The sequence below is a fragment of the Acinetobacter sp. AOR01_HL genome (genome assembly GCF_027855455.1).
Taxonomy (GTDB): domain Bacteria; phylum Pseudomonadota; class Gammaproteobacteria; order Pseudomonadales; family Moraxellaceae; genus Acinetobacter; species Acinetobacter baumannii.
Window position 1 is genome coordinate 72,780 of the sequence record NZ_JAKTIM010000019.1, and the last position, 25,396, is coordinate 98,175.

27 protein-coding genes are annotated in these 25,396 nt (G+C 40.7%); 23 read left to right on the forward strand and 4 right to left on the reverse strand.

Annotated features, from left to right (window positions below; all coding sequences use genetic code 11):
- Positions 1–72: 72 nt before the first annotated feature.
- The 3 genes from MKL62_RS06725 (at position 73) to MKL62_RS06735 (ending at position 3,542) form a co-directional block, all read left to right on the forward strand.
- A complete protein-coding gene (locus tag MKL62_RS06725; RefSeq protein ID WP_000179784.1) occupies positions 73–2,139 on the forward strand; it encodes a choline transporter in 2,067 nt (688 codons plus the stop codon).
- A gap of 11 nt (positions 2,140–2,150) precedes the next feature.
- A complete protein-coding gene (locus MKL62_RS06730) occupies positions 2,151–2,765 on the forward strand; it encodes a MarC family protein (protein ID WP_000254582.1) in 615 nt (204 codons plus the stop codon).
- Between the two features lie 261 nt (positions 2,766–3,026).
- Positions 3,027–3,542 carry an acyl-CoA thioesterase gene (locus MKL62_RS06735; protein WP_001142469.1) on the forward strand — a complete coding sequence of 172 codons (516 nt, stop codon included), beginning with the start codon at positions 3,027–3,029 and terminating at the stop codon, positions 3,540–3,542.
- Between the two features lie 110 nt (positions 3,543–3,652).
- Here the strand turns inward: MKL62_RS06735 and MKL62_RS06740 are convergent, their stop codons facing one another.
- Positions 3,653–3,853, reverse strand: coding sequence for a hypothetical protein (locus MKL62_RS06740; RefSeq protein WP_000761577.1), 201 nt, complete (start codon positions 3,851–3,853; stop codon positions 3,653–3,655).
- A gap of 498 nt (positions 3,854–4,351) precedes the next feature.
- On the opposite strand from MKL62_RS06740, the gene MKL62_RS06745 reads away from it, so the two are divergent.
- On the forward strand, positions 4,352–5,350 hold the full coding sequence (locus tag MKL62_RS06745; protein ID WP_000766451.1) for a CobW family GTP-binding protein: 999 nt from the start codon (positions 4,352–4,354) through the stop codon (positions 5,348–5,350).
- A gap of 37 nt (positions 5,351–5,387) precedes the next feature.
- Here MKL62_RS06745 and dctA read toward each other — a convergent pair whose 3' ends face one another.
- Entirely contained in the window at positions 5,388–6,650 is a 1,263-nt protein-coding gene (gene dctA, locus MKL62_RS06750; RefSeq protein ID WP_000267735.1) for a C4-dicarboxylate transporter DctA, read from the reverse strand.
- 188 nt (positions 6,651–6,838) lie between these two features.
- Here dctA and MKL62_RS06755 point away from each other — a divergent pair, with 188 nt between their 5' ends.
- From MKL62_RS06755 to pgaD, 5 genes are all read left to right on the forward strand, one after another.
- Positions 6,839–7,369: a YaeQ family protein gene (locus MKL62_RS06755; protein WP_001185269.1), complete on the forward strand. Its 531-nt coding sequence runs from the start codon at positions 6,839–6,841 to the stop codon at positions 7,367–7,369.
- A gap of 86 nt (positions 7,370–7,455) precedes the next feature.
- Positions 7,456–7,797: an FKBP-type peptidyl-prolyl cis-trans isomerase gene (locus tag MKL62_RS06760; RefSeq protein ID WP_000627259.1), complete on the forward strand. Its 342-nt coding sequence runs from the start codon at positions 7,456–7,458 to the stop codon at positions 7,795–7,797.
- A gap of 236 nt (positions 7,798–8,033) precedes the next feature.
- On the forward strand, positions 8,034–10,028 hold the full coding sequence (gene pgaB / locus MKL62_RS06765; protein ID WP_000632825.1) for a poly-beta-1,6-N-acetyl-D-glucosamine N-deacetylase PgaB: 1,995 nt from the start codon (positions 8,034–8,036) through the stop codon (positions 10,026–10,028).
- Positions 10,029–10,041: 13 nt separating this feature from the next.
- Complete coding sequence (pgaC, locus tag MKL62_RS06770; RefSeq protein ID WP_000151613.1) at positions 10,042–11,301, forward strand: poly-beta-1,6-N-acetyl-D-glucosamine synthase; 1,260 nt, start codon at positions 10,042–10,044, stop codon at positions 11,299–11,301.
- An 81-nt stretch (positions 11,302–11,382) separates the two neighbouring features.
- Positions 11,383–11,802: a poly-beta-1,6-N-acetyl-D-glucosamine biosynthesis protein PgaD gene (gene pgaD, locus MKL62_RS06775; protein ID WP_000856365.1), complete on the forward strand. Its 420-nt coding sequence runs from the start codon at positions 11,383–11,385 to the stop codon at positions 11,800–11,802.
- Positions 11,803–11,905: 103 nt separating this feature from the next.
- On the opposite strand, the gene MKL62_RS06780 is transcribed toward pgaD, so the two are convergent.
- Positions 11,906–12,694, reverse strand: coding sequence for a crotonase/enoyl-CoA hydratase family protein (locus MKL62_RS06780; RefSeq protein ID WP_000070457.1), 789 nt, complete (start codon positions 12,692–12,694; stop codon positions 11,906–11,908).
- A gap of 246 nt (positions 12,695–12,940) precedes the next feature.
- On the opposite strand from MKL62_RS06780, the gene pnuC reads away from it, so the two are divergent.
- Together pnuC and MKL62_RS06790 are read left to right on the forward strand one after the other, a co-directional pair.
- Positions 12,941–13,522: a nicotinamide riboside transporter PnuC gene (pnuC, locus tag MKL62_RS06785; RefSeq protein ID WP_000074694.1), complete on the forward strand. Its 582-nt coding sequence runs from the start codon at positions 12,941–12,943 to the stop codon at positions 13,520–13,522.
- Between the two features lie 14 nt (positions 13,523–13,536).
- Entirely contained in the window at positions 13,537–13,836 is a 300-nt protein-coding gene (locus tag MKL62_RS06790) for a hypothetical protein (protein ID WP_005129382.1), read from the forward strand.
- A gap of 46 nt (positions 13,837–13,882) precedes the next feature.
- Here the strand turns inward: MKL62_RS06790 and MKL62_RS06795 are convergent, their stop codons facing one another.
- Positions 13,883–14,695 carry an IclR family transcriptional regulator gene (locus tag MKL62_RS06795; protein WP_000051057.1) on the reverse strand — a complete coding sequence of 271 codons (813 nt, stop codon included), beginning with the start codon at positions 14,693–14,695 and terminating at the stop codon, positions 13,883–13,885.
- Positions 14,696–14,968: 273 nt separating this feature from the next.
- On the opposite strand from MKL62_RS06795, the gene MKL62_RS06800 reads away from it, so the two are divergent.
- From MKL62_RS06800 to MKL62_RS06855, 12 genes are read left to right on the forward strand one after another with little or no spacing between them, the layout of a single operon-like run.
- The gene (locus tag MKL62_RS06800; protein ID WP_000118514.1) at positions 14,969–15,274 is read left to right on the forward strand and encodes a non-heme iron oxygenase ferredoxin subunit; all 306 of its coding nucleotides are present in this window, start codon (positions 14,969–14,971) and stop codon (positions 15,272–15,274) included.
- Positions 15,275–15,301: 27 nt separating this feature from the next.
- Positions 15,302–15,601: a recombinase-like helix-turn-helix domain-containing protein gene (locus tag MKL62_RS06805; RefSeq protein WP_000847096.1), complete on the forward strand. Its 300-nt coding sequence runs from the start codon at positions 15,302–15,304 to the stop codon at positions 15,599–15,601.
- Between the two features lie 16 nt (positions 15,602–15,617).
- Positions 15,618–16,685: a Rieske 2Fe-2S domain-containing protein gene (locus tag MKL62_RS06810; RefSeq protein ID WP_000991783.1), complete on the forward strand. Its 1,068-nt coding sequence runs from the start codon at positions 15,618–15,620 to the stop codon at positions 16,683–16,685.
- A complete protein-coding gene (locus MKL62_RS06815; RefSeq protein ID WP_000024372.1) occupies positions 16,678–17,442 on the forward strand; it encodes an SDR family oxidoreductase in 765 nt (254 codons plus the stop codon). The genes MKL62_RS06810 and MKL62_RS06815 overlap by 8 nt, the downstream gene beginning before the upstream one ends.
- Before the next feature lie 11 nt (positions 17,443–17,453).
- Positions 17,454–18,383: a VOC family protein gene (locus tag MKL62_RS06820; protein WP_005129381.1), complete on the forward strand. Its 930-nt coding sequence runs from the start codon at positions 17,454–17,456 to the stop codon at positions 18,381–18,383.
- 29 nt (positions 18,384–18,412) lie between these two features.
- Positions 18,413–19,624: an NAD(P)/FAD-dependent oxidoreductase gene (locus MKL62_RS06825; RefSeq protein WP_005129379.1), complete on the forward strand. Its 1,212-nt coding sequence runs from the start codon at positions 18,413–18,415 to the stop codon at positions 19,622–19,624.
- Positions 19,625–19,666: 42 nt separating this feature from the next.
- Positions 19,667–20,890: an MFS transporter gene (locus MKL62_RS06830; RefSeq protein WP_000064049.1), complete on the forward strand. Its 1,224-nt coding sequence runs from the start codon at positions 19,667–19,669 to the stop codon at positions 20,888–20,890.
- Between the two features lie 23 nt (positions 20,891–20,913).
- Positions 20,914–21,435, forward strand: a complete 522-nt coding sequence (locus tag MKL62_RS06835; RefSeq protein ID WP_000211626.1) for a cupin domain-containing protein — start codon at positions 20,914–20,916, stop codon at positions 21,433–21,435.
- A gap of 36 nt (positions 21,436–21,471) precedes the next feature.
- Complete coding sequence (locus tag MKL62_RS06840) at positions 21,472–22,296, forward strand: alpha/beta fold hydrolase (protein ID WP_000988612.1); 825 nt, start codon at positions 21,472–21,474, stop codon at positions 22,294–22,296.
- Between the two features lie 15 nt (positions 22,297–22,311).
- Positions 22,312–23,106, forward strand: a complete 795-nt coding sequence (locus MKL62_RS06845; RefSeq protein WP_000009973.1) for an SDR family oxidoreductase — start codon at positions 22,312–22,314, stop codon at positions 23,104–23,106.
- A 15-nt stretch (positions 23,107–23,121) separates the two neighbouring features.
- Entirely contained in the window at positions 23,122–23,913 is a 792-nt protein-coding gene (locus MKL62_RS06850; RefSeq protein ID WP_005129378.1) for an aspartate dehydrogenase, read from the forward strand.
- 13 nt (positions 23,914–23,926) lie between these two features.
- Positions 23,927–25,393 (forward strand): aldehyde dehydrogenase, encoded by a 1,467-nt coding sequence (locus MKL62_RS06855; RefSeq protein ID WP_001040549.1) that lies wholly within the window; start codon positions 23,927–23,929, stop codon positions 25,391–25,393.
- Positions 25,394–25,396: the final 3 nt, after the last annotated feature.

Sequence of the window (25,396 nt, forward strand, 5' to 3'; positions counted from 1 at the left end):
CTTTTCATTATGGTTAAATAGTGAAAAGACTAAATTGAATATTTTATTTTTCTTCTATTCCTTGAGGATTGTATGGCAACAGATAATCCAAGAGCAGTTGATGATTTAACATTATCTAAATCTAAAAAAGACCCGCTTAACCGTGTGGTTTTTTATATTTCAGCTCTAATCATTTTAATCTTTTCTCTCGTTACTTTTTTATTTAACGATTTCGCAAATCGAACCATTAACACCGTTCTTGCGTGGGTAACCTCAACCTTTGGTTGGTATTATTTACTGGCTGCAACGCTATATATGGTGTTTGTCATTTTCATTGCCTGTTCAAGATATGGTGAAATTAAGCTTGGCCCTAAACATTCAAAGCCTGAGTTTAGTCTACTGAGTTGGTCTGCCATGCTGTTTTCGGCAGGTATTGGTATCGATTTAATGTTCTTCTCGGTGGCTGAGCCATTATCTCATTATATGCAACCGCCTGTCGGCGTAGGCCAGACCTATGAAGCGGCACGCCAAAGTATGGTGTGGACGCTGTTTCACTATGGTTTGACCGGATGGTGTATGTATGCCTTGATTGGTATGGCCCTTGGTTATTTCAGTTATCGCTACAACTTGCCGCTTACCATTCGTTCTGCACTTTACCCAATTTTTGGGAATAGGATTAATGGGGCCATCGGCCATAGTGTAGATACTGCCGCCGTCATTGGGACAATTTTTGGTATTGCGACCACCTGCGGGATTGGCGTGGTACAGCTGAACTATGGTTTACATGTTTTATTAGGACTGCCAGAGAATATCTGGATGCAGTTTGCACTCATTGCTATTGCAGTCGGTATTAGTATTATTTCAGTGACATCTGGGGTGAATAAAGGCCTTCGGATTTTGTCTGAAATCAATATTTATGTATCGATTGGTCTTTTACTGTTTATTTTGTTCTTGGGCAATACCGAGTTTTTACTCAATGCGCTGGTACAAAATATTGGTGATTATTTAACTCGCTTCCCAACCTTAGCCTTACAAAGTTTTGCCTTTGAGCAACCTAAAGATTGGATGAGCAGTTGGACCTTGTTCTTCTGGGCATGGTGGATTGCTTGGTCGCCATTTGTAGGGTTATTTTTGGCCCGTATTTCTAGAGGCCGTACTATTCGTGAGTTTGTGTGCGGGACTTTAATTATTCCTCTGTTATTTACCTTAACCTGGTTATCCATTTTTGGTAATAGCGCATTGCACAGTGTTATTTTTGAAGGCAACCAGACTTTAGCTGCAACGGTATTATCTAATCCGGCACATGGTTTTTATGACTTGTTAGCGCAGTACCCGGGTTTTACCTTTATTGCTTCAGTCGCAACAGTGACGGGCCTTTTATTCTATGTGACTTCTGCCGATTCGGGGGCATTGGTTTTAGGTAACTTCACGACCAAGCTTACCCATATTGATAATGATGCGCCGCGTTGGTTAAGCGTGTTTTGGGCAATTGCCATTGGGTTATTAACACTCGCTATGCTGATGACCAACGGGATTACCGCTTTGCAGAATGCAACCATTATTATGGGACTGCCGTTTAGTTTCGTGATGTTCCTTGTCATGGCGGGGCTTTATAAGTCGCTCAGGCTTGAAGACTATAGGCATGCCAGTCGAAGTATGAACGCGGCACCTGTGGTGGGTAACGTCGATATTCTCAATTGGAAACAGCGTTTGACTCGGGTTATGCATCATCCGGGAACGACTGAAACCAGACGAATGCTCGATACCGTTTGCAAACCTGCCGTTCAAGCTGTTGCCGATGAACTCATTAAGCAAGGTATGAACGTAGATGTGCAACAAACACCACTTGAAGATGAAGAGGCGCTATATCACCTCGATATCACTATTCATTTGGAAGAAGAGCAAAACTTCGTTTATCAGATTTGGCCTGTCCGTTATAGCGCGCCTAACTTTAGTCAGCGTGTAAAACGAGGCAAACAGTTCTATTACCGTCTCGAAACCTATCTTTATGAAGGTTCTCAAGACAACGACCTTGTTGGTTACAGTAAAGAACAGGTTATTAATGACATTTTAGATAAATATGAAAGACATATGACGTTCTTGCATATTAATCGTATTAGCCCTGGGAACCGTCCATTATTCCCAGATCCACAAGCTTAAGGGGAATATGCATGGTTTCACCATATCTGCATTCTTTTGCTTTATTTTTCTCTTTGCTCAATCCTTTTTTAATGAGCATTTATATGATTGGCCTCATCCGCCATTCAGAAACCAAGGTATTTAACAAAGCTTTAATTCAGGGGAGTTTGATTGCTTATATCGTCTTTATGCTGTTTGCATGGGGCGGTGAAGCAATCTTTAGTAAATACCTGAATGTACGCTTTGAGGCTTTCCAGATTTTTGGTGGTCTTATCTTTTTGGTGATTGGTTACCGCTATGTGTTTCAGGGTGCAGATACCATTGGTGAAATGCGCGGTGCACCAGAACATTTGGCTGGCACCATCGCTATGCCTTTTATGATTGGGCCGGGTACCATTAGTGCAGCTGTGGTGACAGGTATTGAAATGTCGATTGGTGCTGCGGCACTTGTGATCGGGTTTACCATGTTTTTAACATGCAGTATTTTGATCCTGATGAAATTTTCACATGATCATTTGCGTTACAAACATGCAAAATACATCGATCGCTATTTCGATATTGTCGGGCGTTTATCTGCTTTATTAATCGGTACGATTGCTGTTGATATGATTATTAATGGCGTTACCGGACTGATCCATAAAGTATAGCGAACCTCATATAAAACGATGCTATGTCATTTAAAATGGAACAAAATGGCATAGCATCTTTTGATTATTTTTGACCGCTCAATAACTGTTTATTTAAGAAAAACTAAAAAATTATTAAAAATAATAGTTTAAAAAATATTCGTTCAAAAAAAGAATTAACAATATTAAAAAATACGATGCTATGTTGTGGATTTAAGCATGTTTTTTTTGTGAATTATCAACCATAATGTTTTCTGAGCTTGTTTGAGACAGAGTTGAGTCATGCCTACATTAGATGAAATGACAACCGTAACTGACGATCAGTCAGAATTAACCATGTCAGTTTTAATGACACCGGACATGGCAAATTTTTCAGGTAATGTTCATGGTGGAACAATTCTAAAGTTGCTAGACCAAGTGGCCTATGCTTGTGCAAGTCGTTATTCAGGCAGCTATGTCGTAACGTTGTCTGTAGACAAAGTAAATTTTAAAGAACCTATTTATGTAGGCGAACTCGTTACATTTTTAGCGAGTGTGAACCATGTGGGACGTACTTCAATGGAAGTGGGTATCCGTGTGGAAGCTCAAAATATTCAAAAGCGTACCGTTCGTCATACCAATAGCTGTTATTTCACGATGGTTGCGGTTGATGAGCATGGTAAACCACGCGAAGTGCCTAAATTAAATTTAGATACCGAGTGGAAACGTTGCCGATTTGAAGCGGCTGAACATCGTAAGGTGTTGCGCCTACAAGAGAATCATAACCCTTCTTGCAGCATGTATAAGAAAACTTCTTAAAAAAAAGATCGAACCGCAGCATGGTTCGATCTTTTTTCTTCACCGAAATTTAACGTCCTGTTTCGTTTCAGTAAAATTATCTCTGAGCTTGGAGGAGAGTGCAGAGATAATTAACGAGTTGCAGGAGCAGCTTCAGAAGCAGAACCTACAGCGTCAGAAGCAGCATTTGCAGTGTTTGCTTGCTCTTGAGTTGAAACAACAACTTTTTCTTCACCAGCAGTGTTATGTGCTTGGTCGTGCTTAGAAGCAGCGAAAGTTGAAGCAGCAGTTAAAGCTAGTGTAGTAGCGAGTAAAGTTTTAGCTAATTTCATTTTATGGCATCCTTAAATTCATTAAAAAATAAATCAAACCTAATCGTTCTGACCTACATCGAACATATAGGGCTGAATGATTAAGCTAGGACACATGCTAAGCCGAGCTTGGGATTACATCAATTAACTTAACAATCTATTACGCCTATCTTAACAATATGAAATATAACGTCCGTTTATGTGCGTCTACTGTAAAATTAAAGCGCTACTTGAGCGCTAAAAATGTGAAAGAATATTTCGTATTGAGTAAAAAAAAAGCAAGTTAGTTACGTAAACAAAACACTCTGGCATGAATTGTGAATGTCCATAAATAGGATATTTCGTTTAATTATTATTTTTCTAAAGTTAATTTAGATAATTGATGAGATATATGTCACATATTTGGTGCTTTAGCCTGATAATTGAAAAGTATATCTTCAAAGTGAAAAATTATTTTCATGCTACTTAAACAGTGATATACCTTTCTTAGTTTTTAAACCTTGTTGATTTGAGCCGCTTGTGAAACTGATTGCCCAAAAAACTGTTCCTACCCATATTATTTCAGGGTTTTTAGGGGCAGGGAAAACGACATTATTGCAACATTTATTAAGTCAGAAACCGAAAGATGAAGTGTGGGCTGTCTTAATGAATGAATTTGGGCAAATCGGAGTCGATCAACAACTCCTACCTCAAGATCAAGGCTATGCAGTCAAAGAACTATTGGGCGGCTGTTTATGTTGTAGTAGCCAACTTCCTATGCATATTGCTTTGGCTCGCTTGTTAAGTGAACAAAAGCCAGACCGACTCTTTATTGAACCTACAGGGCTTGGACATCCTTCGCAATTATTTGATCAGTTAACGGAACCACATTGGCAAAACAGCTTAGCTATGCGTGCACTAGTGACTGTGGTTGATGGTAGTCGTTTGCATGACACCAATTGGGTCAAGCAAAACCTATATGAAGACCAATTAAAAGCTGCACAGATTGTGGTGGTCTCTCATGCCGATACCATGACTTTTGAAGATGAACAGGCACTTGTTGAGCTTAAAGAAGAATACCAACCTTATCAGCAACAATGGCTAAAGACTGAACATGGTCAACTTGAACTGGCGCAAATTGATGTGCCTGCGCGTTTAACTGCACGCTCTATACAGCCTTTACTCAAGCTGCAAAAGCAAATGACTGAAGCCGAAGTTGCAAAAGAAATTCACCAACTGCCTTATCATTATGTCGAGTCGGCGCAGGGTTATATGGTCGCGGGTTGGAAATTTCCTAAGCGTTGGAAATTTGAGTTTTATGCTTTGCTCGATGTGTTGTGTGCTCAACAAGACTGGCTACGTATTAAGGGAATTTTTAATACAGATCAGGGATGGAAGACCTTTAACTTTAATCCTGAGCAGTTTAACTATAAGTCTGGTGAAGAGGGCATTGATAACCGGATTGAAATGATTAGCCAACATGAACATGACTGGCTGGCATTTGAAACTGAACTATTAGCTTGCAGAATTGAACAATAGAGAACATTGAAGTACTTCAATATTCTCTATGAGAGATTTAATTTTTTATATTAAGTACTTGTTTCGCTTGTGCATGATCGATGTCTTTTTCCCAATGGGCAATGACTACGGTCGCTACACAGTTACCAATTAAGTTGGTGCAGGCACGGATAATTCCGATAAACCAGTCTACAGATAGTAAAAGTACCAAACCAATTGCAGGTAAACTTGGAATTACGGAAAGTGTTGCAGCAAGAATCACTAAGGCTGACCCCGGAATGCCGTGTGCGCCTTTCGATGTAATAAGCGAAACTAATAAAATAGCCAGTAAGTCATGCATGGAGAGATTGATATTGCAGGCCTGTGCAATAAAGATCACGCCTAATGTTAAATAAATTGAAAAGCCGTCTAAATTAAAAGAATAACCGGTAGGAATCACCAGACCGACTGTTGAATCTTTAATTCCCAAGTTTTTAAGCTTTTTCATGATTTGGGGTAAAACAGAATCAGAAGAGGCTGTCCCTAAAACAATGGCGAGTTCATCTTTAAAATAGCCGACAAATTTAAAGATATTCAGTCCGGTGAGTTTTAAAATTGAACCCAAAATAATGACAACAAATAAAATGCAAGTCGCATAAAAGAGTAAAACTAAATAACCGAGTTGCAAGAGTGAATCTAATCCAAATTTTGCAGTGGTATAAGCAACTGAACCAAATACACCAATTGGTGCCAAGCGAATAATGAGTCCCATAATTTTAAAGAAGACTTCCGAAAAAGCTTCAAGCGCTTGACGGACCAACTCTGCTAAATGTTTAGGAATTAACAGTAGAGAAACGCCAAATAAAATAGCGATGAGTAAAACTTGTAAAATATCGCCGTTGGCAAAAGCGGCAGTAAATGTTTTCGGAATAATATTGAGTAAAAACTCCGAACCTGTATGCATGTCATGAGCACGTTCGGTATAGGTACTTAAATCTTTAGCATCTAAATGAGTAATATCGATATTCATACCGACGCCCGGTTTAAAGACATAAGCAACAATAATTCCCAAAATTAAAGCAATACTCGTGACCACTTCAAAATAAAGAATCGTTTTTGCACCGACTTTGCCCATTTTTTTAATATCGTTTGCACCATAGATTCCCAGTACCACTACACAGAATACAATCGGGGCAATCAACATTTTAATGAGAGAAATAAAACCATCACCAAGAGGTTTTAAAGCTAGGGAGAAATCATGAAAAGCAAGACCTACTGCAATACCGAGGAAGAGAGCGCAGAGGACTTGTAGAAATAAACTACGTTTAAGTTTTTGCCACATAAGTCATCAAATCAAGAGAGGAATACAACCCCTTTCAAGCAAAAAGCCCGCCAACTTTGAAAGTGGTTAGATGTTTTGAAATAAGATGCAAATGGAGAGGATAAGAAGTTTTACATTACTGAGTTTTTTCTATAATTTTTTAATTAAAATCGAGTATTCTTAGCGCCAAATTTTTGGACATATTAACTATGGCGCTTAAAGCAACAATTTATAAAGCAGATCTGAATATTGCCAATATGGATGACCATATTTATGGCGATTATCAACTGACGCTTGCCTTACATCCTTCTGAAACTTTAGAACGATTAATGGTTCGTGTCATGGCTTTTGCACGTTTCGCAAGTGATAGCCTTGAGTTTACCAAAGACCTTTTTGAAACCGATGAGCCTGCACTTTGGCAAAAAGACTTAACAGGACAGTTAGAAACCTGGATTGAAGTTGGTTTACCGTCTGAAGATAAAGTGAAAAAAGCCAGTGCCCGTTGTAAAACTGTGGCAATTGTCGCTTATGGTTCACAAGTTGAAGATTGGTGGAAGAGAAACAGTAAAATTAAAACATTGAGTAATGTTCAAGTTTGGCAGCTAGCACCTGAAAGTACAGCAGAGTTAGAGCAGCTTTGTGAACGTACCATGCAGCTTCAGTTAAATGTTATGGACAATGAATGGACTTTGTTAAGTGACAAGGGCCAAGCGAATGTTGTGTGGACCCAATTACAGTAAAACTGAAAAGCGCAACAAATTTTACAAATTCACTTGTTAGACTAAAGATCAAGTCTGAGCTGTGAAATTAAACGAACGGGAATATTATGATCACTGAATTAGAAATTATCGATTTAAAAGTAGGCGAAGGTAAAGAAGCGGTTAAAGGTGCCTTAATTACGACTCACTATACAGGTTGGTTAGAAGACGGCACTAAATTCGACTCTTCCCTTGACCGCGGAAATTATTTCGAGTGTGTCATTGGTACAGGCCGTGTGATTAAAGGTTGGGACCAAGGCATTATGGGAATGAAAGTTGGCGGAAAACGTAAACTTATGGTTCCTGCTCATTTGGCTTATGGCGAACGCAAAATGGGTAAAATTATTCCGGCAAACTCAAATTTGATTTTTGAAATTGAATTATTTGATGTAAAAACTCGCGATGATTGAAATCAAACCGTTTAGAGCTCGACTTTATCTATAAGCTTTAAATATAAATATATTCGATATTTATATTTTAGCTTTTTAAATATTTAAGATTATTTTCAGTTTATTTAATTATAAAGGTGAACTGAAAAACTGTTCTGTTGGAGCAGTTTGAACTTATGGACTAAATAAATGTGAATTTTAGTTCTTAAGTTTAAATTTCACATAAATAATCTATATTGCTATTGAGACGCTATTTCATGATTACCCGCTTTGCATCTCCTTTGTTGAACCTCACGCTTGGCTTGGCTCTAGCAGGCTTGTCAGGTATGGCATTAGCTAACCCACCTAAAATAGATGCTTCAACACTTACGGTCATTGGGTATCATGAAATTACCGATACTAAAAATGCCTTAATTCCTCAATATGCGGTCACCACTCAACAATTTACTGAGCATGTCGATTGGCTGCAAAAAAATGGCTTCCATTTTATTACCGTAGACCAGTTGATCCGTGCTCATCAGGGCAAGGCGGCACTTCCAACCAAGCCAGTTTTATTAACTGTAGATGATGGTTATCAGTCTTTTTACCAAAATGCGTATCCTGTTATTAAGGCTAAAAAAATCCCAGTGGTACTTGCGGTAGTGGGTTCATGGTTAGAGCCCAAAGCAGGGCAGAAAGTCGATTTTTCGGGTGAAGAAATTCCACGTGATAAAATCTTAAGCTGGGGTGAGCTCAAAGAAATGCAAGATAGCGGGTTTGTTGAAATCGCAAGCCATAGCTATCATTTACACCGCGGTATTACAGGCAACCCACAAGGGAACTCTGAACCAGCGGCAACGACACGTTTTTATGATGTAAAAACTAAAACTTATGAAAATGACAGCCAATATCAGGCTCGTATTTATAATGACTTAAAAAAGAATAATCAGCTACTTAAAGAGCATGGTATACGTTCACCACGTATTATGGTGTGGCCATATGGTCGCTATAATATGCAAACGGTCCAAATTGCTAAAAAGCTTGGTATGCCAATTACCATCACGCTTGATGATGGCGCAGATCATGCGAAACAATCTCTACAAAATATGAGCCGTATTTTGGTAGAGGGCGGAATGAGTACTAATGATTTGGCTCAAGAGATTAAGAACCGTGAATTAAACTTAACGGATAACAACCGTCCGCAAAAAATTATGCATATTGATCTCGACTATATTTATGATCCGGATCCGCAACAACAAGAACGAAATTTAGGTCACTTGTTAGATCGAATTAATGCGATGGGTGTAAATACAGTTTATTTGCAGGCATTTTCAGATCCGGATGCGAATGGTTCTGCCGATATGGTATATTTCCCGAACCGTCATATCCCAATGCGTGCGGACTTGTTTAACCGTGTAGCATGGCAAATTCAAACCCGTACGCCTGTAAGTCGTATTTATGCTTGGATGCCTTTATTGGCCTGGGAATTACCAAAAACTGATCCGGTATCAAAAGATTTAGTTGTGACAGAGCAGGCAAAAGCTGGTGAACACTTAAATATGGGGTATATCCGTTTAAGTCCGTTCTCACCTCAGGCACGCCAAACTATTCGTGAGATTTATCAAGATTTGGCCAAGTCAGCATCTTTCAATGGAATTTTATTCCATGACGATGTCACATTATCTGATTATGAAGATGCAAGCCCAGATGCATTAAAAGCTTATGCGAAACAAGGCTTACCAACAGATTTGGCAAAAATCCGTGAAAACGATCAAGATTTGCAAAAATGGACCGCATATAAGACAAAATATCTAGATGATTTTGCAATGCAACTTGTTGAAGACGTGCGACAATATGAACCGTTCTTGCTTACAGCTCGTAACTTATATGCGCAAGTTGCCTTAAAACCATATGCGGAAAACTGGTATTCACAATCGCTTGAAGAGTCATTAAGACGTTATGATTTTACGGCTATTATGGCAATGCCTTATATGGAGCAGGTCGATAACGCCGATCAATTTTATAAAGACATGATTGATCGCGTGAAAAAATATCCAAACGGCATTAAGAAAACAGTTTTTGAGCTACAAGCAACAAACTGGCGTAACAACGAAAAGGTACCGTCAACTGAAATGGCAGCAACAATTCACTCACTCTATCAGCAAGGTGCAATGCACGTTGCATACTATCCAGATGACCCAATCAAAGATCATCCGGACGTGAACGTGATGCATAAAGCATTTGCCGAAAAATCATCTCGTCTTGTGCCATAGGCGAGGCTGAAACATGACAATCTTTGCTGCTATATGGTCGCATGCCTTAAAATTCGTTTTCTATTATCCATTATTTATGTCGTATTTATGGATGATTGGCGCGATCATTTTCTATTGGAAGGAACGTAAAGCTCCGCCTTATGATCAGCCAGCTCCATTAGAAAGCTATCCAAAAGTCGCTGTGTTAATTCCTTGTTTTAATGAAGGGGATAATGCAGAGGAAACGATTACTCATGCTTTAAAATTGGATTATCCTCATTTTGAAGTCATTGCGATTAATGATGGCAGTTCGGATAATACAGGTGAAGTGCTGGATCGGTTAGCTGAACAACATGAAAAACTCCGTGTTGTTCATCTTGCACAAAACCAAGGTAAAGCCATGGGGTTGCAAGCTGGAAGCTTAATGACCGATGCCGAGTTTTTAATTGGTATTGATGGTGATGCTTTACTTGACCCGCATGCAGCAAAGTGGATGGTTCGTCATTTTCTTCAAAATCCGACTGTTGCAGCCGTGACGGGTAACCCGCGTATCCGTACCCGTTCAACTTTATTAGGTCGTATTCAGGTTGGTGAGTTTTCTTCGATTGTCGGCATGATTAAACGTGCTCAGCGTACCTTTGGCCGTTTATTTACCGTATCTGGTGTTATTACGGCTTTTCGTAAGAGCGCTGTTCACCAAGTGGACTATTGGTCACCCAATATGTTGACTGAAGACATCGATATTACTTGGAAATTGCAACGTGCCGGCTGGGACATTCGTTTTGAACCGAATGCCTTGGTTTGGATTTTAATGCCTGAAACTTTAAACGGATTGTGGAAACAACGTTTACGTTGGGCAATGGGTGGAGCACAGGTATTAATTAAAAATATTGATGTGTTCACCAAACCAAAATTGAATTTTTTATGGCCTTTAATGTTTGAGCTTTGCTTAACTTTAGTCTGGTCATATTTAATGCTGGCGATGGCTTTGTTGTGGTTGGTACATTTTATTTTACCGGTCCCTGCATTAGCCGTTGTGAGCTCTCCATTTTTACCGTATGGTAGCGGTATTTTATTGGGGGCAACCTGTCTCATTCAGTTTGCTTTAAGCAAATGGATGGATAGTCGTTATGAACCGCATCTAGGAAAAAACTATTTCTGGATGATCTGGTATCCATTGGTCTTTTGGCTAATCACCATCTCGGCAACTATTGTGGCATTTCCAAAAGTCTTACGACGTGGAGATGAGAAACGTGCGCGTTGGGTGAGCCCGGATCGGGGCATTCGTGGATGAAATGCAAGAGTCATGAGATTTTAAAGATCGTGCTGTATTGATGTCTGGGGAAAACCACAGCACTTCGTTAGGTAAAGAGAAATGAAGACAAATTCGTTGATTATTGATTTACGCCGTCAATTGCCATGGCATAAACGCTATGCTTCTACAACAAGCACAGCCATGATGTGGGCGGCTTGGTTGTTGTTGTGGCGTCCATTCGTGTTTATCTGGGTATTGGCCGAGCTGCAAAAAACTCATTTAGTACATCGTCTGTTCAGTGCATTCGGTGTAGGTATTGAACATGGTATTACAGCGCTGATTGCTTGTGCAGTCGGGTTGCTACTCTGGAGTCATGTATTACCTGAACGCCGTGTAGAAGGTAGTGAGCTTAACATGAAACAGACAGATGACTATGCGCGCTATTTTGATTTGCCTGTGCAAGAAATTGAGCAGGGCCGTAGCCAAAAAATTACGGTCGTTCACCATAATGAATTTGGTAAAATCATTAGAGTTGAATAAAGTACATTTATAAAAGAAAGCCCACATCATGTGGGCTTTCTTTTACGCTAATTTCGGTATATCCATAAGTTTTAAACTGTAGAGCGCAGTGCTTGAGTAGGACTTATTTACCTTTAAAAACAGGAGGTCTTTTTTGCAGCATGGCGAAAACACCTTCTTGAACATCTTCTGTTGTGAGTAAAGGTTGAAGATGGTTTTGCAGTTGGTTAAAAGCCACTTTGTAACCTTCATTGACTGCCTCACGAGCAGAGGCGAGGGTCGCTTTTACAGCAAGTGGTGCAGCTTGCGCGATATGTTCAGCAACTTCTATGGCACGTTTAAGCTCTGTACCTTCTGGGGATATTTCTGTAATGAGGTTCATATCAAAAGCTGCTTTGGCATCAAAAGAGTCACCAGTGAGCAAATAGCGCATGGCTTTGGCCCAACCTGCGGCTTGAATAAAACGTGCAGTTGCTCCGCCAAAAGGTAAGATGCCACGTTGAACTTCCATTTGAGCAAATTGGGTATTTTCACTCGCAATCGCAATATCTGCGTTGAGAAATAATTCTATACCAGCGGTATAACAATAACCTTGTACTGCCACAATCAAGGGTTTACTAAGCTTGCGGCCTACAGTGCCCCAAGGGTTAATTTCGTTTTCACTAAAGTCAAAAACACCTGTAGCAAGCTTAGGTTGTAACTCAACCAAATCTAAGCCAGCTGTAAAATGGTCACCGTGAGCAAAAACAATCGCACAGCGCAGGGCGTCATTATTTTCATATTCAGTGAGCGCTAGTGATAAGTCTTTAATCATGTGGCTATCAAAGGCATTACGTTTTGCTGCCCGATCTAAGCCAATTAAAAAAATATGCCCGCGAGTTTCACGGCTGACTTTTCCTTCTTGATTTGACATATTTTCACGCTCTTTATTTGTCTTTCATTATCTTTTAAACAATCATTTAAAAACTAGCAAATAGAAATTGTTAGCAACTCGATCAGTATTTCTTTTATTTATCTATTGAAATAAATCAATTTCATGCGAAAAGGATAAATCCTTAGAAATGTTATTTTCCATGATTTATTTAAATTAGCAGTTTGCTTCGCTTTATATTTTTCTCATAATACGCTGTCAAATTGATCTCAATAAGCAGCTTCTCTTATGTCTCCTCTAGAAATTTTCGCGGTCTTAATTAGCCTCATTGGAGTTGGATTAACGGTAATCCGTAATATGTGGTGCTGGCTGTTTAATTTCTTTGCTTTTGTCCTATATGCCTATTTGTTTTACGAATTTAAGCTTTATGGCGAAACGATTTTGCAATTCTTTTTTATGGTCGTAAATTTTTATGGCTTTTACTATTGGCTCAAAGGAAAACAGCAAGATCATGACATTCGAATCGAGCCTATTGCAGTTCAAACAGCTATCATTCAAATGATTATTGCCGCGGTAGGTGGCTTAGTCTTTGGTTTGGTTCTTAAAAACTTTACCGATGCAGCAGTGCCAATGCTTGACTCACAGCTTGCAGCATTTAGTTTGCTTGCAACTTACTGGACCAGCCGAAAGCATATTGCGACATGGATCCTTTGGGTATTTGTCGATATTGTTTATGTCGGCATGTTTATCTATAAAGATCTGTTTTTAACTTCAGCCTTATACGCAGCCTTTGTATTAATGGCAGCTTATGGTTGGTATCAATGGGAAAAGGTTAAAAGAAAGCAGAACTTAGGTGCTGGGCAGCTTTAATTGGGAGAATAAGCATGTTGTTGAGTTTAGATGCTTATAAACAACAACAGTTTGATCAAATTGCTGCAAAAATTATAGCTGAGCCTGCAAAATATATAGATTTTAATTCAGTAGCGGATTTTTATAACGCTGCTTGGCTCAAGGACTTTCCACAAGGGACCCAAGTCTCTGCGACAGGTTTAGATGATGGGGCTGAAGAGTTTTATGCAGTAGTACAGTTTAAACAGCAGTACTTAAAGTTTGATATTAAAGAAAATCATTCAACACTGAGTTTTCAGAATATGAATGGTGAAAATTTTAAGTGTAATTTTTAATTGAAGAAATAAGAGTATTAAAAAAAGCGACTTAACGTCGCTTTTTTTAATAGATAAATTTTGAAATTTTATCTGCCGTTGCGATGACTAGAGCAGCGATATCTTCTTTAAAGGTCTTCTCATCATAAGTGGTAATTGGACAACTCACTGAAAGGACAGCCACCATTTTTCCATTTGATTGTTTGAAAATAGGAGCAGCACAAGCAGCCATGTCATGATTGTAATGTCCCCAGCTCACCATCGACTTTTGAGTTTTTACATAATTTAATTTTTGCAATAACGCTTTTAAACTGGTTGGGGTAAGTTCTGAGTAACTATCCCAGTCATTAAAATTGCGATAGCGTTGTCGTACTTCTGCCTCTGGTAAATCTGACAATAACATTTGACCAATAACTGTAGCATGGGCAGGCCAGCGAGTACCTAAACTAATATTGCTGGTAAACGTACCCATAGATTGAACGTTATTTACAAAAACAATGTGTGTACCTTCTAAAACGGTCAGGTGTACTGCAAGTTTGGTCTGGTCACGTAGTTCTTTCATTAAAGGCGTAGATAAATCAAGTAATGAAAGCTTTGATAAACTGTTAAAACCCAGCTCCATAACTTTTGAATCAAGCGCATATGTTTTTTGTGAAGCCTTTCTTAAGTAACCGCAAGCTTCAAGTGTATAGATAAGCCGAAATGCACTAGAACGGTTCACTTCCAAAATTTCGGCAATTTCTGTAATCGTCATTTCTTGTGCTTGTTGATTAAATGCTTGCAAGATGGCTAAACCACGCACAAGCCCTGGTACTAAATACCGATCATCATTTTTTGTTGTTTCTGATTCTTGCGAATCTTCTTCAATCTCTAGGCTCATTCGTGTCGTTTTCCTATAAATAAAACAGGGTTCGAATTGGGGCATTATGCTTTATTTTAGAACTATTGTAATTATAAAGATTACATAAAACAATTTTTATATTTAAAACATTGTTTCTAACTTGAAACGTAACAAATTATTTAAAATTTATTAATCAATTGATTTTAATATTTATTTTTACTTTGACAAAAATTAATCAAGAGGATTATGCTTAGCTTGTGTTTTGAAAATCAAATTATGTTTTGTATATAAAACAAAATGAGGACGCAAGGTATGAGTTGGATCTCAGTTTGTCAGCAGGGTGACGTTAGCGAAGATGAGCCGAAAGCCGTCGAAGTTGAAGGGAAAAAAATTGGTGTTTTTTTTGTCGATGAAAATTACTTCGCTATCGAAAATGTTTGCCCTCATGCGTATGCCTTATTAACGGAAGGATTTATCGAAGATCAAACTGTGGAATGTCCATTGCACGAAGCAATTTTTGACATTCAGACAGGTGAGCTAAAAAGTGGACCCGGGTGTAGAAACCTATGTACGTACCCAGTTCGTGTTGAAGGACAGGATATTCAAATTCAACTCTAGTCCTCACATGTACAAGGAAGCAGAACAATGAAGACATTTAATGAAAAGTTGGCAAGCTGGATTCATGCAACGCCGGCAACCGAAGCAGGTATCAACAATATTCAAGTTCCAGGTCAATCTGAATTGTTGGTTTGGCAAACACGTTATAAAGAACCGACTCTCTACGAACAAGACTTTGTAAAGAACTTGATTCAGGCATTTTCTGCGGGCGCAACAGAATTAGATGAGGTTGTTTCTGCACTTAATCAGCAAGGTTTCCGCTGTGAATCTGGTGATGAATGGACTTCTGAGAGCTTTACAGAAGAAATGCAACGTTTAGGTTATTGATTCAGGGAAGAATAAAATGAACGCAATCGTATCAACTTCACAAAGCGCTGAAGAATATTTAGAACTGGGTTTACGTGACCAATGGCATCCGGTTTTAGCAAGTTGGGAAGTCGCTGCTAATCCGGTTGGGATTACCCGTTTAGGTGAAAACATTGTGGTTTGGCGTGATGCCGAAGGTCAGGTTCATGCGCTTGAAGATCGCTGTCCACACCGCGGTGCTCGTCTTTCACTCGGCTGGAACTTGGGTGATCGAGTTGCTTGCTGGTATCACGGTGTTGAAGTTCGTGCTGATGGTGTGGTTGCCGATGTGCCAGCCGTTCATGAATGTCCAATGACTGGAACCAAGTGTTTAAAAAGCTATCCGGTCATTGAACAGCATGGTGCAATCTTCATCTGGTTTGGTATCGATGCAAATGAACAACCCGCACCGCTTGAGTTCCCAGAACAACTGGCAAGCGAAGAGTGGAGTTCATTCCTTTGCCAAGCAGACTGGAAAGTAAACCATCAATATGCCATTGATAACGTGATGGATCCAATGCACGGTACATATTTGCACTGTACTTCACACTCTATGGCAGAAGGTGAACGTACCGCAGAGATGAAACACCGCACAACTGAAAATGGTTTTGTTTTTGAAAAAGAAGGCCAAACAGGTGTGAACTTTGACTGGGTTGAATATGGTTCGACTGGGGCAAGTTGGTTACGCCTTTCAATTCCTTACCGTAAACAGTTTGGTCCGGGTGGTGAATTCTGGATTGTGGGTTACGCAACGCCAATTGATGCCAATAATACCCGTGTATTTTTCTGGCGCTGCCGTAAGGTGAGTGGTTGGCAACGTAATGTATGGCGCTTCTTATATCGCAATCATTTAGAACAATTGCATTGGGATGTATTGGAACAAGACCGCATTATTTTAGAAAACCTTGCGCCAAATGCACGTGCACGAGAATTCTTATATCAACACGATGTTGGACTTGCACGTTTACGCCGTTTAATGAAGAAAGAAGCTGAGAAGCAATTAAAGAAAATTGCTGCACTAAATGCATCAAACCGTATCGAGATGCAGGAAGAAGCTCATGGCTAATGTAGCGTTGTTGCAAGGCAAAAAAGTTTTAGTGACTGGTGCTGCACGTGGTTTAGGGCGAGATTTCGCTCAAGCCATTGCTGAGGCAGGCGCTGAAGTTGTAATGGCAGATATTTTATCTGACCTCGTGCAACAAGAAGCGCAAGCGTTACAGCAACAAGGGCTAAACGTTCATGCAGTAACAGTTGACCTTGCCAATGCAGACTCTATTGAAAATGCGGTTGCAAAAAGCGTGGAAGTATTACAAGGACTAGATGGCCTTGTGAACTGTGCAGCGCTTGCAACCAATGTCGGTGGAAAAAATATGATTGATTACGATCCTGAACTTTGGGATCGAGTCATGAATATTAATGTAAAAGGCACATGGTTAATTACAAAAGCGTGTATTCCACATTTAAAACAATCGGCTGCCGGCAAGATTATTAATGTTGCGTCAGATACAGCACTTTGGGGCGCACCGAACCTGATGGCTTATGTGGCAAGTAAAGGTGCAATTCTTGCCATGACACGTTCAATGGCAAGAGAGTTGGGGCAGTTCAATATCTGTGTCAACACATTGTCTCCGGGGCTGACACTGGTTGAAGCAACCGAGTATGTGCCACAGGAACGTCATGATTTATATGTCAACGGAAGAGCGATTCAACGCCAGCAACTTCCACAAGATTTAAATGGAACAGCATTGTATCTACTGTCGGATTTGTCCTCTTTTGTGACAGGTCAAAATATTCCGGTCAATGGCGGTTTTGTCTTTAACTAAGGAGTAGTCAAATGATTACAGGGATTGAGATTTTAAAGTTTGGAGTTGAAGATAGAGCCGCTTCAAACAAGTTTTTGGTAGATTTTGGTTTAAGCCAAAGTACTTCGGATATTGAAGGCGCAGATTTATACCAGACTCAAAACGGCAGCAAGATTTATCTATTTAATTGTGATGATAACCGTTTACCGCCTGCTATTGAGCAAGGTTCAACTTTACGTGAAGTTACGTGGGGTGTTGAAAATGCTCAAGACCTTGAAGACTTGGCAGCTCGTTTGGCCGATGTAGACGGTTTTAAACGTACTGAAAATACAGTTCAGTGTCTTGACCCAAATGGCATGACCATTCGTTTTGAACAAAGTTTTGTAAAAGAAGTACCAGAACTTAAAACGGAAGGTATTAACCAATACGGCAACATTCAACGTGTGAATGCAGCAAGTCCTGTCTATGAAAAAGGTCAACCTGTTGCGATTGGACATGTAGTGTTCTTCACACCGGATTTGGCAACTACTGAAAACTTCTATATTGAAAAAGTAGGCTTTCATTTATCTGATGCTTACAAAAATCGCGGTGCATTCTTACGTTGCCGCGGTGAAGGTTATCACCACGATTTATTCTTACTTAGCGTTCCAAATAAACCTGCTGGTCTAAATCACGTTGCATTTGTTGTTCGTGATATTCATGAGGTGATTGGAGGCGGTTTACATATGAACCGTTCAGAGTGGTCAACCTTTATTGGACCGGGACGTCATCCAATTTCTTCTGCTTATTTCTGGTACGTCAACTCACCATTGGGTGGTGCATTTGAATATTACACCAACGATGATTATTTGACCGAAGAATGGCAGCCACGTGTAGAAGAACATCGTCTAGAGCTTTTCACCGAGTGGGCGATTGAAGGTGGTCTTGATGACAAAACCCGCCGTCAGGTAAAGCCTGTGTAACAGGCATTGCTTTACAAGGAAGAAAGGCTATGGAAAAGATTGTAATTGTAGGGGCGGGGCAGGCTGCAGGTTGGGCAGTTAGTACCTTACGTCAAAATGGATATGTGGGTGAAATTCATGTGGTCTCAAATGAAGATCACGTGTTTTATGAGCGTCCGCCACTGTCTAAGCAAGTACTTTCAAAAGAAGCAAGTTATGAAAGTTTGAATCTGTTCTCTCCAGAACAGGTTCAAGAGTTCAACATTCAATGGCACAAACCGGAAATTGCAACAAAAGTCGATCGCGAGCAAAAGCAGGTTCATTTAGAAAGTGGTCAGATTTTGCCGTATGACAAATTGTTGATTGCAACAGGAAGCCGCGCCCGTGTACCCGTCAATACATGGCAGTTCATTCCAAATGTTGTGACTTTGCGAAATGTACGTGACTGTGAACGTCTGGCTGAAATTTTAAAGAATGCAAAAAATGTGGCTGTGATTGGCGGTGGCTGGATTGGTTTGGAAATCGCTGCAACTGCACGTAAGCAAGGGAAAGATGTTCATATTTTTGAATATGGCGACCGCTTATGTGCAAGAAGTGTGAGTCCGGAAGTTTCTGCATTTTTAAAAAATATGCATGAGGCTCAAGGCACAAAAATTCATTTAGACAGCAAGAGCCTTCACTTAGTGGAAGCACCAGATCAAAAAGTTGAAGTAGTGAACCATCCTCAACATAGCCAGTTATTTGATTGTGTTGTAGTGGGTGCAGGTGCCGAAATTGCTAAAGAGTTAGGCGTGCACGCTGGGCTCGATGTGAAAGATGGCATTGTGGTGAATTGTTTTGGACAAACCTCAGATCAAGACATTTATGCCGCAGGTGATGTCGCGATTCATCCGGGCTTGGGCTATTGCATTCAGTCTTGGGCAAATGCACAAAATCAGGCGATTGCAGCTGCGAAATCAATGCTCGGAATTGAAACTGAATATACCGATATTCCTTGGCTTTGGTCTGATCAATATCACTTTAATATCCAGGTTTTAGGAACATATCAACCTGAAAAAACCAAAGAAGTGGTGATTCGCCAAGGTGGTGAAGATCAGGTGAGCTATTTATATCTGGACCATGAAAATCGCTTGCTGAATATGATTGCCATTAATGACTCGAAGTTAATCAAGCTGGCAAAGCGTTGGATGCAAGCCAACACCGTTTTAGATCCAAAATTATTAGCAGATGCTGAATTTAATGTCATGAAGTTAAAACCGTAAACATTAAATCTGGTTCTCATTACCAAATCGAAGGAATGACACATGAGTAATGAAGAAAAAAGTGGATTAAAGCATTGGGTACCTGCTTTTGTCCTTATGGTGTGTGTAGTACTGGCATTTTTCGACAAGATCAGTATTGCGGTTTTATTTTCAGACCCACATTTTCAAAGCTCGATGGGAATTGCTGAAGATAAAGCCAAGCTCGGATGGCTCATGACAAGTTTTTTACTTGCTTATGGTTTTTCATCAGTCTTTCTAAGCTTTTTAGGCGACATTTTTAACCCAAAGAAAATGTTGTTCTGGAGTGTGACTTCTTGGGGTTTACTCATGCTTTGCATGGGCTTTACCACCAGCTACTCAGGCATGTTGATTTTACGGGTTCTACTCGGTTTGGCAGAAGGTCCGCTATTTGCTTTGGCGTACACCATTGTTAAGCAGACTTATACAGACCGTCAGCAAGCACGTGCCTCAACCATGTTCTTACTGGGTACACCGATTGGTGCATTCCTTGGGTTCCCAATTACGGCAGCCGTTCTGGCACACCACGACTGGCACACCACTTTTTTTGTGATGGCTGCACTAACACTCATTGCAATTTTAAGCATTGTTTTTGGTCTGCGTAACTTGCAACTCAAGAAAACTGTTGAGCTTGAAGGTGAAAGTAAACGTACTAACTTCAAAGGCCATATCGCCAACACCAAAGTACTTGTGAGCAATAGCGCGTTCTGGTTGGTGTGCTTATTCAATATTGCCTTAATGACTTATTTGTGGGGCCTAAACAGTTGGGTTCCTTCTTATCTCATGCAAGACAAAGGATTCAACCTCAAGGAGTTTGGGGTGTATTCAAGCTTTCCATTCATTGCCATGTTAATTGGCGAAGTGGTTGGTGCGTTTTTATCTGACAAATTAGGCCGCCGCGCAATTCAAGTATTCAGCGGTTTATTACTCGCAGGCATCTTCATGTATGTGATGGTCATTATGACTGAGCCATTATTGATTATTGCTGCTATGTCTTTAAGTGCTATGGCGTGGGGCTTTGGAGTGGCTGCGGTATTTGCTTTGCTTGCCCGAGTAACCACCTCAAATGTAGGTGCAACAGCGGGTGGAATATTTAATGGGTTAGGCAATTTTGCAAGTGCAATTGCACCTGTACTGATCGGTTACATCGTGATGCAAACACATAGTTTTAATTTGGGAATTACCTTCTTGGCTGCAGTCGCTGTCATTGGGTCGTTGTTTTTGGTTCCTCTTTTAAAACGTTATTAATTCACTGTATAGGAGTTTAAAAAATGACTACACAACAATTCGAATCGTGGAAACAGCCGGAAGGCGCTTCTTTAGAAGATTGGTTAAACACACGTATTGCTCGCTTTGAGACTCGTAAATATGACTTTGAGGCTTTGAAGTTCCAAGCCGATTACGACCCGAAATATCGTCGTGCTCAAATGCGCTATATGGGTACGGGTGCAACTGGTGTTGCAAATGACAGCAATACTGTACCTGCAGAGAACTTTACGTTTTCGACTATGGTGCTACCACCACAGTGTGAAGGTCCTTTGCACATTCACCACGACGTTGAAGAAGTTTTCTTTATGCTCCGCGGCGAAATTGATTTGTTTATTGAGCACAACGGCGAGAAATTCCAGACCCGCTTAAAAGAGCGTGACCTGATTTCAATTCCACCGGGTATCTACCGTGGTTTATTTAACCCAGGTCAAGAAGATGCCTTGATGTGCGTGATGTTGGGAACAGGTAAACCAACAATTCCGAACTATCCACCAGAGCATCCATTGTCTCAAATCAAACGTTAATTGTTTGATGAAGTGAATGAAAGGAAAGAATTAAAAATGATGACACTCATTGAAAAGTTAGCAGAATTTCCGGTGAAAACGGTCAATGTTCAAGGCCAGCAACAAGCCTATCGGGAAGCTGGTCAGGGCGAATACCTTGTGCTGTTGCATGGCATTAGTTCCGGTTCTGCTTCATGGGTAAACCAACTTGAAGTGCTGTCTCATCATTTTCATGTCATTGCCTGGGACGCACCGGGCTATGGCAAATCAGATGAGCTTTTAACGGATCAACCGAATGCGACCGACTACGCAAAGCGTTTGGCAGCATTGTTCGATGCTTTAAAAATTGAAAAAGCAATTGTAGTGGGACACTCCTTAGGTGCCTTACAGGGCAGTGCATTTGCTGCACTTTACCCAGAGCGAGTGAAACACTTGGTGGTCGCTAACTTGGCGCAAGGCTACCAACGCCACGATGAACAAACACAAATTCAGGTTTTTGAAAAAAGACCAAAAATGTTGAAAGAACTCGGCGCTAAAGGAATGGCCCAAAGCCGTGGACCTCATTTGATTTATAAACAAGAGCCACAGGCCTTAGCTTTAGTTTCAGAAGTGATGCAGCAATTGACCTTACAAGGTTTCACACATGCATCGTACTTACTGGCATATGACGAAATACGTAATTATTTAACCGATTTAAAAGTCCCATGCACAGTCATTGCAGGGCAGCAAGATCAAATCACTCCTGCGTTAGGTATACAAGAGCTTGCTCAGGAATTGCAGTTGGAACAGCGCTTCGTCATAGAAGATGCAGGACATTTAAGTTATGTCGACCAACCGCAAGCATTTAACCAAATTATGTTGACGATTCAGGAACAATCGTAAGAGAGATTAAGGATTATGAGCTTCCAAGTTGAAGGAAAAGTTGCAGTTGTTACCGGTGGCTCATCTGGGATTGGGCTGGCTGCTGTTGAAATACTGGTTGCAGAGGGTGCAAAAGTTGCTTGGTGTGGTCGCGATGAAGAACGTTTAAATGCTTCTAAGCACTATATTTTAGAAAAATTTCCACACGCCAATATTTTTACCAAAGCATGTAATGTTTTGAAAAAAGAAGAAGTTCAGCAATTTGCCAAAGAGGTCAAACTCAATTTGGGCAATGTGGACATGCTTATTAACAATGCTGGACAAGGCCGTGTTTCAAATTTTGAAAATACGCAAGATGAAGACTGGATGAAAGAGATTGAGCTGAAATATTTCAGTGTTTTACATCCGGTACGGGCTTTTCTTGACGACTTAAAACAGTCGGCAAATGCCTCAATTACCAATGTGAACTCGTTACTGGCATTGCAACCGGAACCGCACATGATTGCGACTTCATCTGCACGTGCTGCACTGTTGAATTTAACCCATTCGTTGGCGCATGAGTTTACTCAGTATGGCGTTCGTGTGAACTCGATTTTACTCGGAATGGTCGAATCTGCGCAGTGGAAACGCCGTTATGAAACCCGTTCAGATTTAAATCTGTCATGGGAAGAGTGGACAGGCAATATTGCAAAAAATCGTGGCATTCCTATGCAGCGCTTAGGCCGTCCAGAAGAGCCTGCACGTGCTTTAGTTTTCTTGGCATCACCATTGGCATCTTACACCACAGGCTCGGCAATAGATGTCTCAGGTGGTTTTAACAAACATTTATAAATATCAGGTGCTGTCATGAAAAAGTTGATGATGATTGGTTTTGGTGCAATGGCAGCAGAAGTGTATGCCCACTTGCCTCAAGATCTGCAACTCAAGTGGATTGTAGTGCCATCTCGCAGCATTGAAAAAGTGCAATCACAAGTCTCTTCTGACATTCAAGTGATTTCAGATATTGAGCAATGTGATGGTACACCAGACTATGTCATTGAGGTGGCAGGTCAAGCAGCAGTAAAAGAGCATGCTCAAAAAGTTTTAGCGAAAGGCTGGACCATTGGTCTGATTTCGGTGGGTACTTTGGCTGATAGCGAGTTTTTAATTCAGCTTAAACAAACTGCTGAAAAAAATGATGCCCATCTGCATTTACTTGCAGGGGCTATCGCAGGTATTGACGGTATTTCTGCTGCTAAAGAAGGTGGCTTGCAAAAGGTCACTTATAAAGGCTGTAAAAGTCCAAAAAGCTGGAAGGGTAGTTATGCAGAGCAATTGGTCGATTTAGACCATGTTTCAGAACCTACGGTCTTTTTTACTGGAACTGCCCGTGAAGCTGCCATGAAATTTCCGGCCAATGCCAACGTTGCAGCAACCATTGCACTTGCAGGGCTTGGAATGGATGAAACCATGGTTGAGTTAACTGTTGATCCAACTATCAACAAGAACAAACACACCATTGTGGCGGAAGGTGGCTTTGGACAAATGACCATTGAACTGGTGGGTGTGCCGCTGCCAAGTAACCCGAAAACATCAACTTTGGCTGCGCTTAGCGTGATTCGTGCTTGTCGCAACAGTGTAGAAGCAATACAGATTTAAGAAGGATTTGATCATGGCAAAGGAAATTTATATTGCGGGTGAATGGCGATTAGGCCGTGGTGCAGTCATTCAAAGCCTATTTCCGGCAGATCAGTCGGTAAACGCTGAGCTTTCAACAGCAACGCTTGAAGATGTAAATGAAGCAATTGAAAAAGCGGATCAGGCTTGGCGTCAACCGAGCTGGAGAAACAGCTTGCCGCATGAGCGCGCACGTATTCTCTATAAAGTTGCAGATATTATTGAAGCGCGTGTAGATGAATTAGCGAAATTACAAACCCGCGATAATGGAAAGCCTTTAACCGAAACTCGTGGTTTAGTGATGAGCGCGGCGGCAACTGCGCGTTATGTTGCAGCAGCATGTGAAACGCTGAACGATGAGCTCACCACTCAGCGTGCTCCAGACTTTATGACCATGAGTGTGCATGAACCTGTAGGCGTTGTGGCAGCAATTACCCCTTGGAACTCTCCAATTGCGAGTGAAGTTCAAAAGCTTGCTCCAGCTTTGGCAGCAGGAAATGCCGTGGTGTTAAAACCAGCAGAAGCAACTTCACTCATTGCTTTAGAGCTTGCCAAAATTTTTGAAGAAGCAGGTTTACCAAAAGGCTTACTTAGTGTGTTAGTGGGACGTGGTTCTATCATTGGTGACGCAATTGCTCAGCACCCATTGGTTCGTAAAATTTCTTTTACAGGTGGAACAACCACGGGGCGTCATTTGGCACACATTGCCGCTGATAAACTCATTACCACTTCGCTTGAGTTAGGTGGTAAGTCACCAACTATCGTTTTACCAGATGCAGATGTCGAACTGGCTGCTAAAGGTGTGGCTTACGGTATTTTTAGCTCGGCAGGCCAAGCGTGTATCGCAGGTTCTCGCTTGTTTATTCATAGCAGTCTTTACGATCAGTTTTTAACGCGTTTGGTTGAAATTACTAAAGGCTTACGTGTGGGTCATCCGGAACAAGCTGGTGTGCATTTAGGGCCACTGGTCAATGACAAACATTTGCAGTCAGTTGACCGCTATGTGCAACTTGCTAAAAGCGAAGGTGGTCAGGTTCTGATTGGTGGTGAGGCACTTACGACTGGTGACTATGCCAAAGGAAGCTATTACTTACCGACCATTATTACGGGCTTAAATAACAGTGCTCAAACCTGTCAGGAAGAAATTTTTGGTCCTGTTTTAGTCGTTATGAAATACGACAACGAGCAAGATTTAATTGCCCAAGCCAATGACAGTTGTTTTGGTCTTGCTGCAGGTATTTGGACTGAAAGTTATCGTAAAGCTTGGCGTATTGCACGTGCATTAGAAGTGGGAACGGTATGGATTAATACCTACAAAAAATTCTCGATTAGTGCACCGTTTGGTGGCTTTAAAGACAGTGGGATCGGGCGCGAAAAAGGCCGTTTGGGCATTTTATCGTACATGCAACAAAAGAGTATTTATATGGGGCTGAATGAACAGCCTAACCCTTGGTGCGATTAATAA

Excerpts from the sequence above, each read along its gene's own strand:
- MKL62_RS06755 (WP_001185269.1), top strand. The coding sequence starts at position 6,839 with ATGGCGCTTAAAGCAACAATTTATAAAGCAGATCTGAATATTGCCAAT.
- MKL62_RS06815 (WP_000024372.1), top strand. The coding sequence starts at position 16,678 with ATGGCTAATGTAGCGTTGTTGCAAGGCAAAAAAGTTTTAGTGACTGGT.
- MKL62_RS06780 (WP_000070457.1), bottom strand. The coding sequence starts at position 12,694 with ATGTCAAATCAAGAAGGAAAAGTCAGCCGTGAAACTCGCGGGCATATT.
- MKL62_RS06835 (WP_000211626.1), top strand. The coding sequence starts at position 20,914 with ATGACTACACAACAATTCGAATCGTGGAAACAGCCGGAAGGCGCTTCT.
- pgaC (WP_000151613.1), top strand. The coding sequence starts at position 10,042 with ATGACAATCTTTGCTGCTATATGGTCGCATGCCTTAAAATTCGTTTTC.
- pnuC (WP_000074694.1), top strand. The coding sequence starts at position 12,941 with ATGTCTCCTCTAGAAATTTTCGCGGTCTTAATTAGCCTCATTGGAGTT.
- MKL62_RS06795 (WP_000051057.1), bottom strand. The coding sequence starts at position 14,695 with ATGAGCCTAGAGATTGAAGAAGATTCGCAAGAATCAGAAACAACAAAA.
- MKL62_RS06740 (WP_000761577.1), bottom strand. The coding sequence starts at position 3,853 with ATGAAATTAGCTAAAACTTTACTCGCTACTACACTAGCTTTAACTGCT.
- MKL62_RS06825 (WP_005129379.1), top strand. The coding sequence starts at position 18,413 with ATGGAAAAGATTGTAATTGTAGGGGCGGGGCAGGCTGCAGGTTGGGCA.
- MKL62_RS06725 (WP_000179784.1), top strand. The coding sequence starts at position 73 with ATGGCAACAGATAATCCAAGAGCAGTTGATGATTTAACATTATCTAAA.
- MKL62_RS06850 (WP_005129378.1), top strand. The coding sequence starts at position 23,122 with ATGAAAAAGTTGATGATGATTGGTTTTGGTGCAATGGCAGCAGAAGTG.
- dctA (WP_000267735.1), bottom strand. The coding sequence starts at position 6,650 with ATGTGGCAAAAACTTAAACGTAGTTTATTTCTACAAGTCCTCTGCGCT.
- MKL62_RS06820 (WP_005129381.1), top strand. The coding sequence starts at position 17,454 with ATGATTACAGGGATTGAGATTTTAAAGTTTGGAGTTGAAGATAGAGCC.
- MKL62_RS06830 (WP_000064049.1), top strand. The coding sequence starts at position 19,667 with ATGAGTAATGAAGAAAAAAGTGGATTAAAGCATTGGGTACCTGCTTTT.
- MKL62_RS06800 (WP_000118514.1), top strand. The coding sequence starts at position 14,969 with ATGAGTTGGATCTCAGTTTGTCAGCAGGGTGACGTTAGCGAAGATGAG.
- MKL62_RS06735 (WP_001142469.1), top strand. The coding sequence starts at position 3,027 with ATGCCTACATTAGATGAAATGACAACCGTAACTGACGATCAGTCAGAA.
- MKL62_RS06790 (WP_005129382.1), top strand. The coding sequence starts at position 13,537 with ATGTTGTTGAGTTTAGATGCTTATAAACAACAACAGTTTGATCAAATT.
- MKL62_RS06810 (WP_000991783.1), top strand. The coding sequence starts at position 15,618 with ATGAACGCAATCGTATCAACTTCACAAAGCGCTGAAGAATATTTAGAA.
- MKL62_RS06855 (WP_001040549.1), top strand. The coding sequence starts at position 23,927 with ATGGCAAAGGAAATTTATATTGCGGGTGAATGGCGATTAGGCCGTGGT.
- pgaB (WP_000632825.1), top strand. The coding sequence starts at position 8,034 with ATGATTACCCGCTTTGCATCTCCTTTGTTGAACCTCACGCTTGGCTTG.
- MKL62_RS06760 (WP_000627259.1), top strand. The coding sequence starts at position 7,456 with ATGATCACTGAATTAGAAATTATCGATTTAAAAGTAGGCGAAGGTAAA.
- MKL62_RS06840 (WP_000988612.1), top strand. The coding sequence starts at position 21,472 with ATGATGACACTCATTGAAAAGTTAGCAGAATTTCCGGTGAAAACGGTC.
- MKL62_RS06730 (WP_000254582.1), top strand. The coding sequence starts at position 2,151 with ATGGTTTCACCATATCTGCATTCTTTTGCTTTATTTTTCTCTTTGCTC.
- MKL62_RS06805 (WP_000847096.1), top strand. The coding sequence starts at position 15,302 with ATGAAGACATTTAATGAAAAGTTGGCAAGCTGGATTCATGCAACGCCG.
- pgaD (WP_000856365.1), top strand. The coding sequence starts at position 11,383 with ATGAAGACAAATTCGTTGATTATTGATTTACGCCGTCAATTGCCATGG.
- MKL62_RS06845 (WP_000009973.1), top strand. The coding sequence starts at position 22,312 with ATGAGCTTCCAAGTTGAAGGAAAAGTTGCAGTTGTTACCGGTGGCTCA.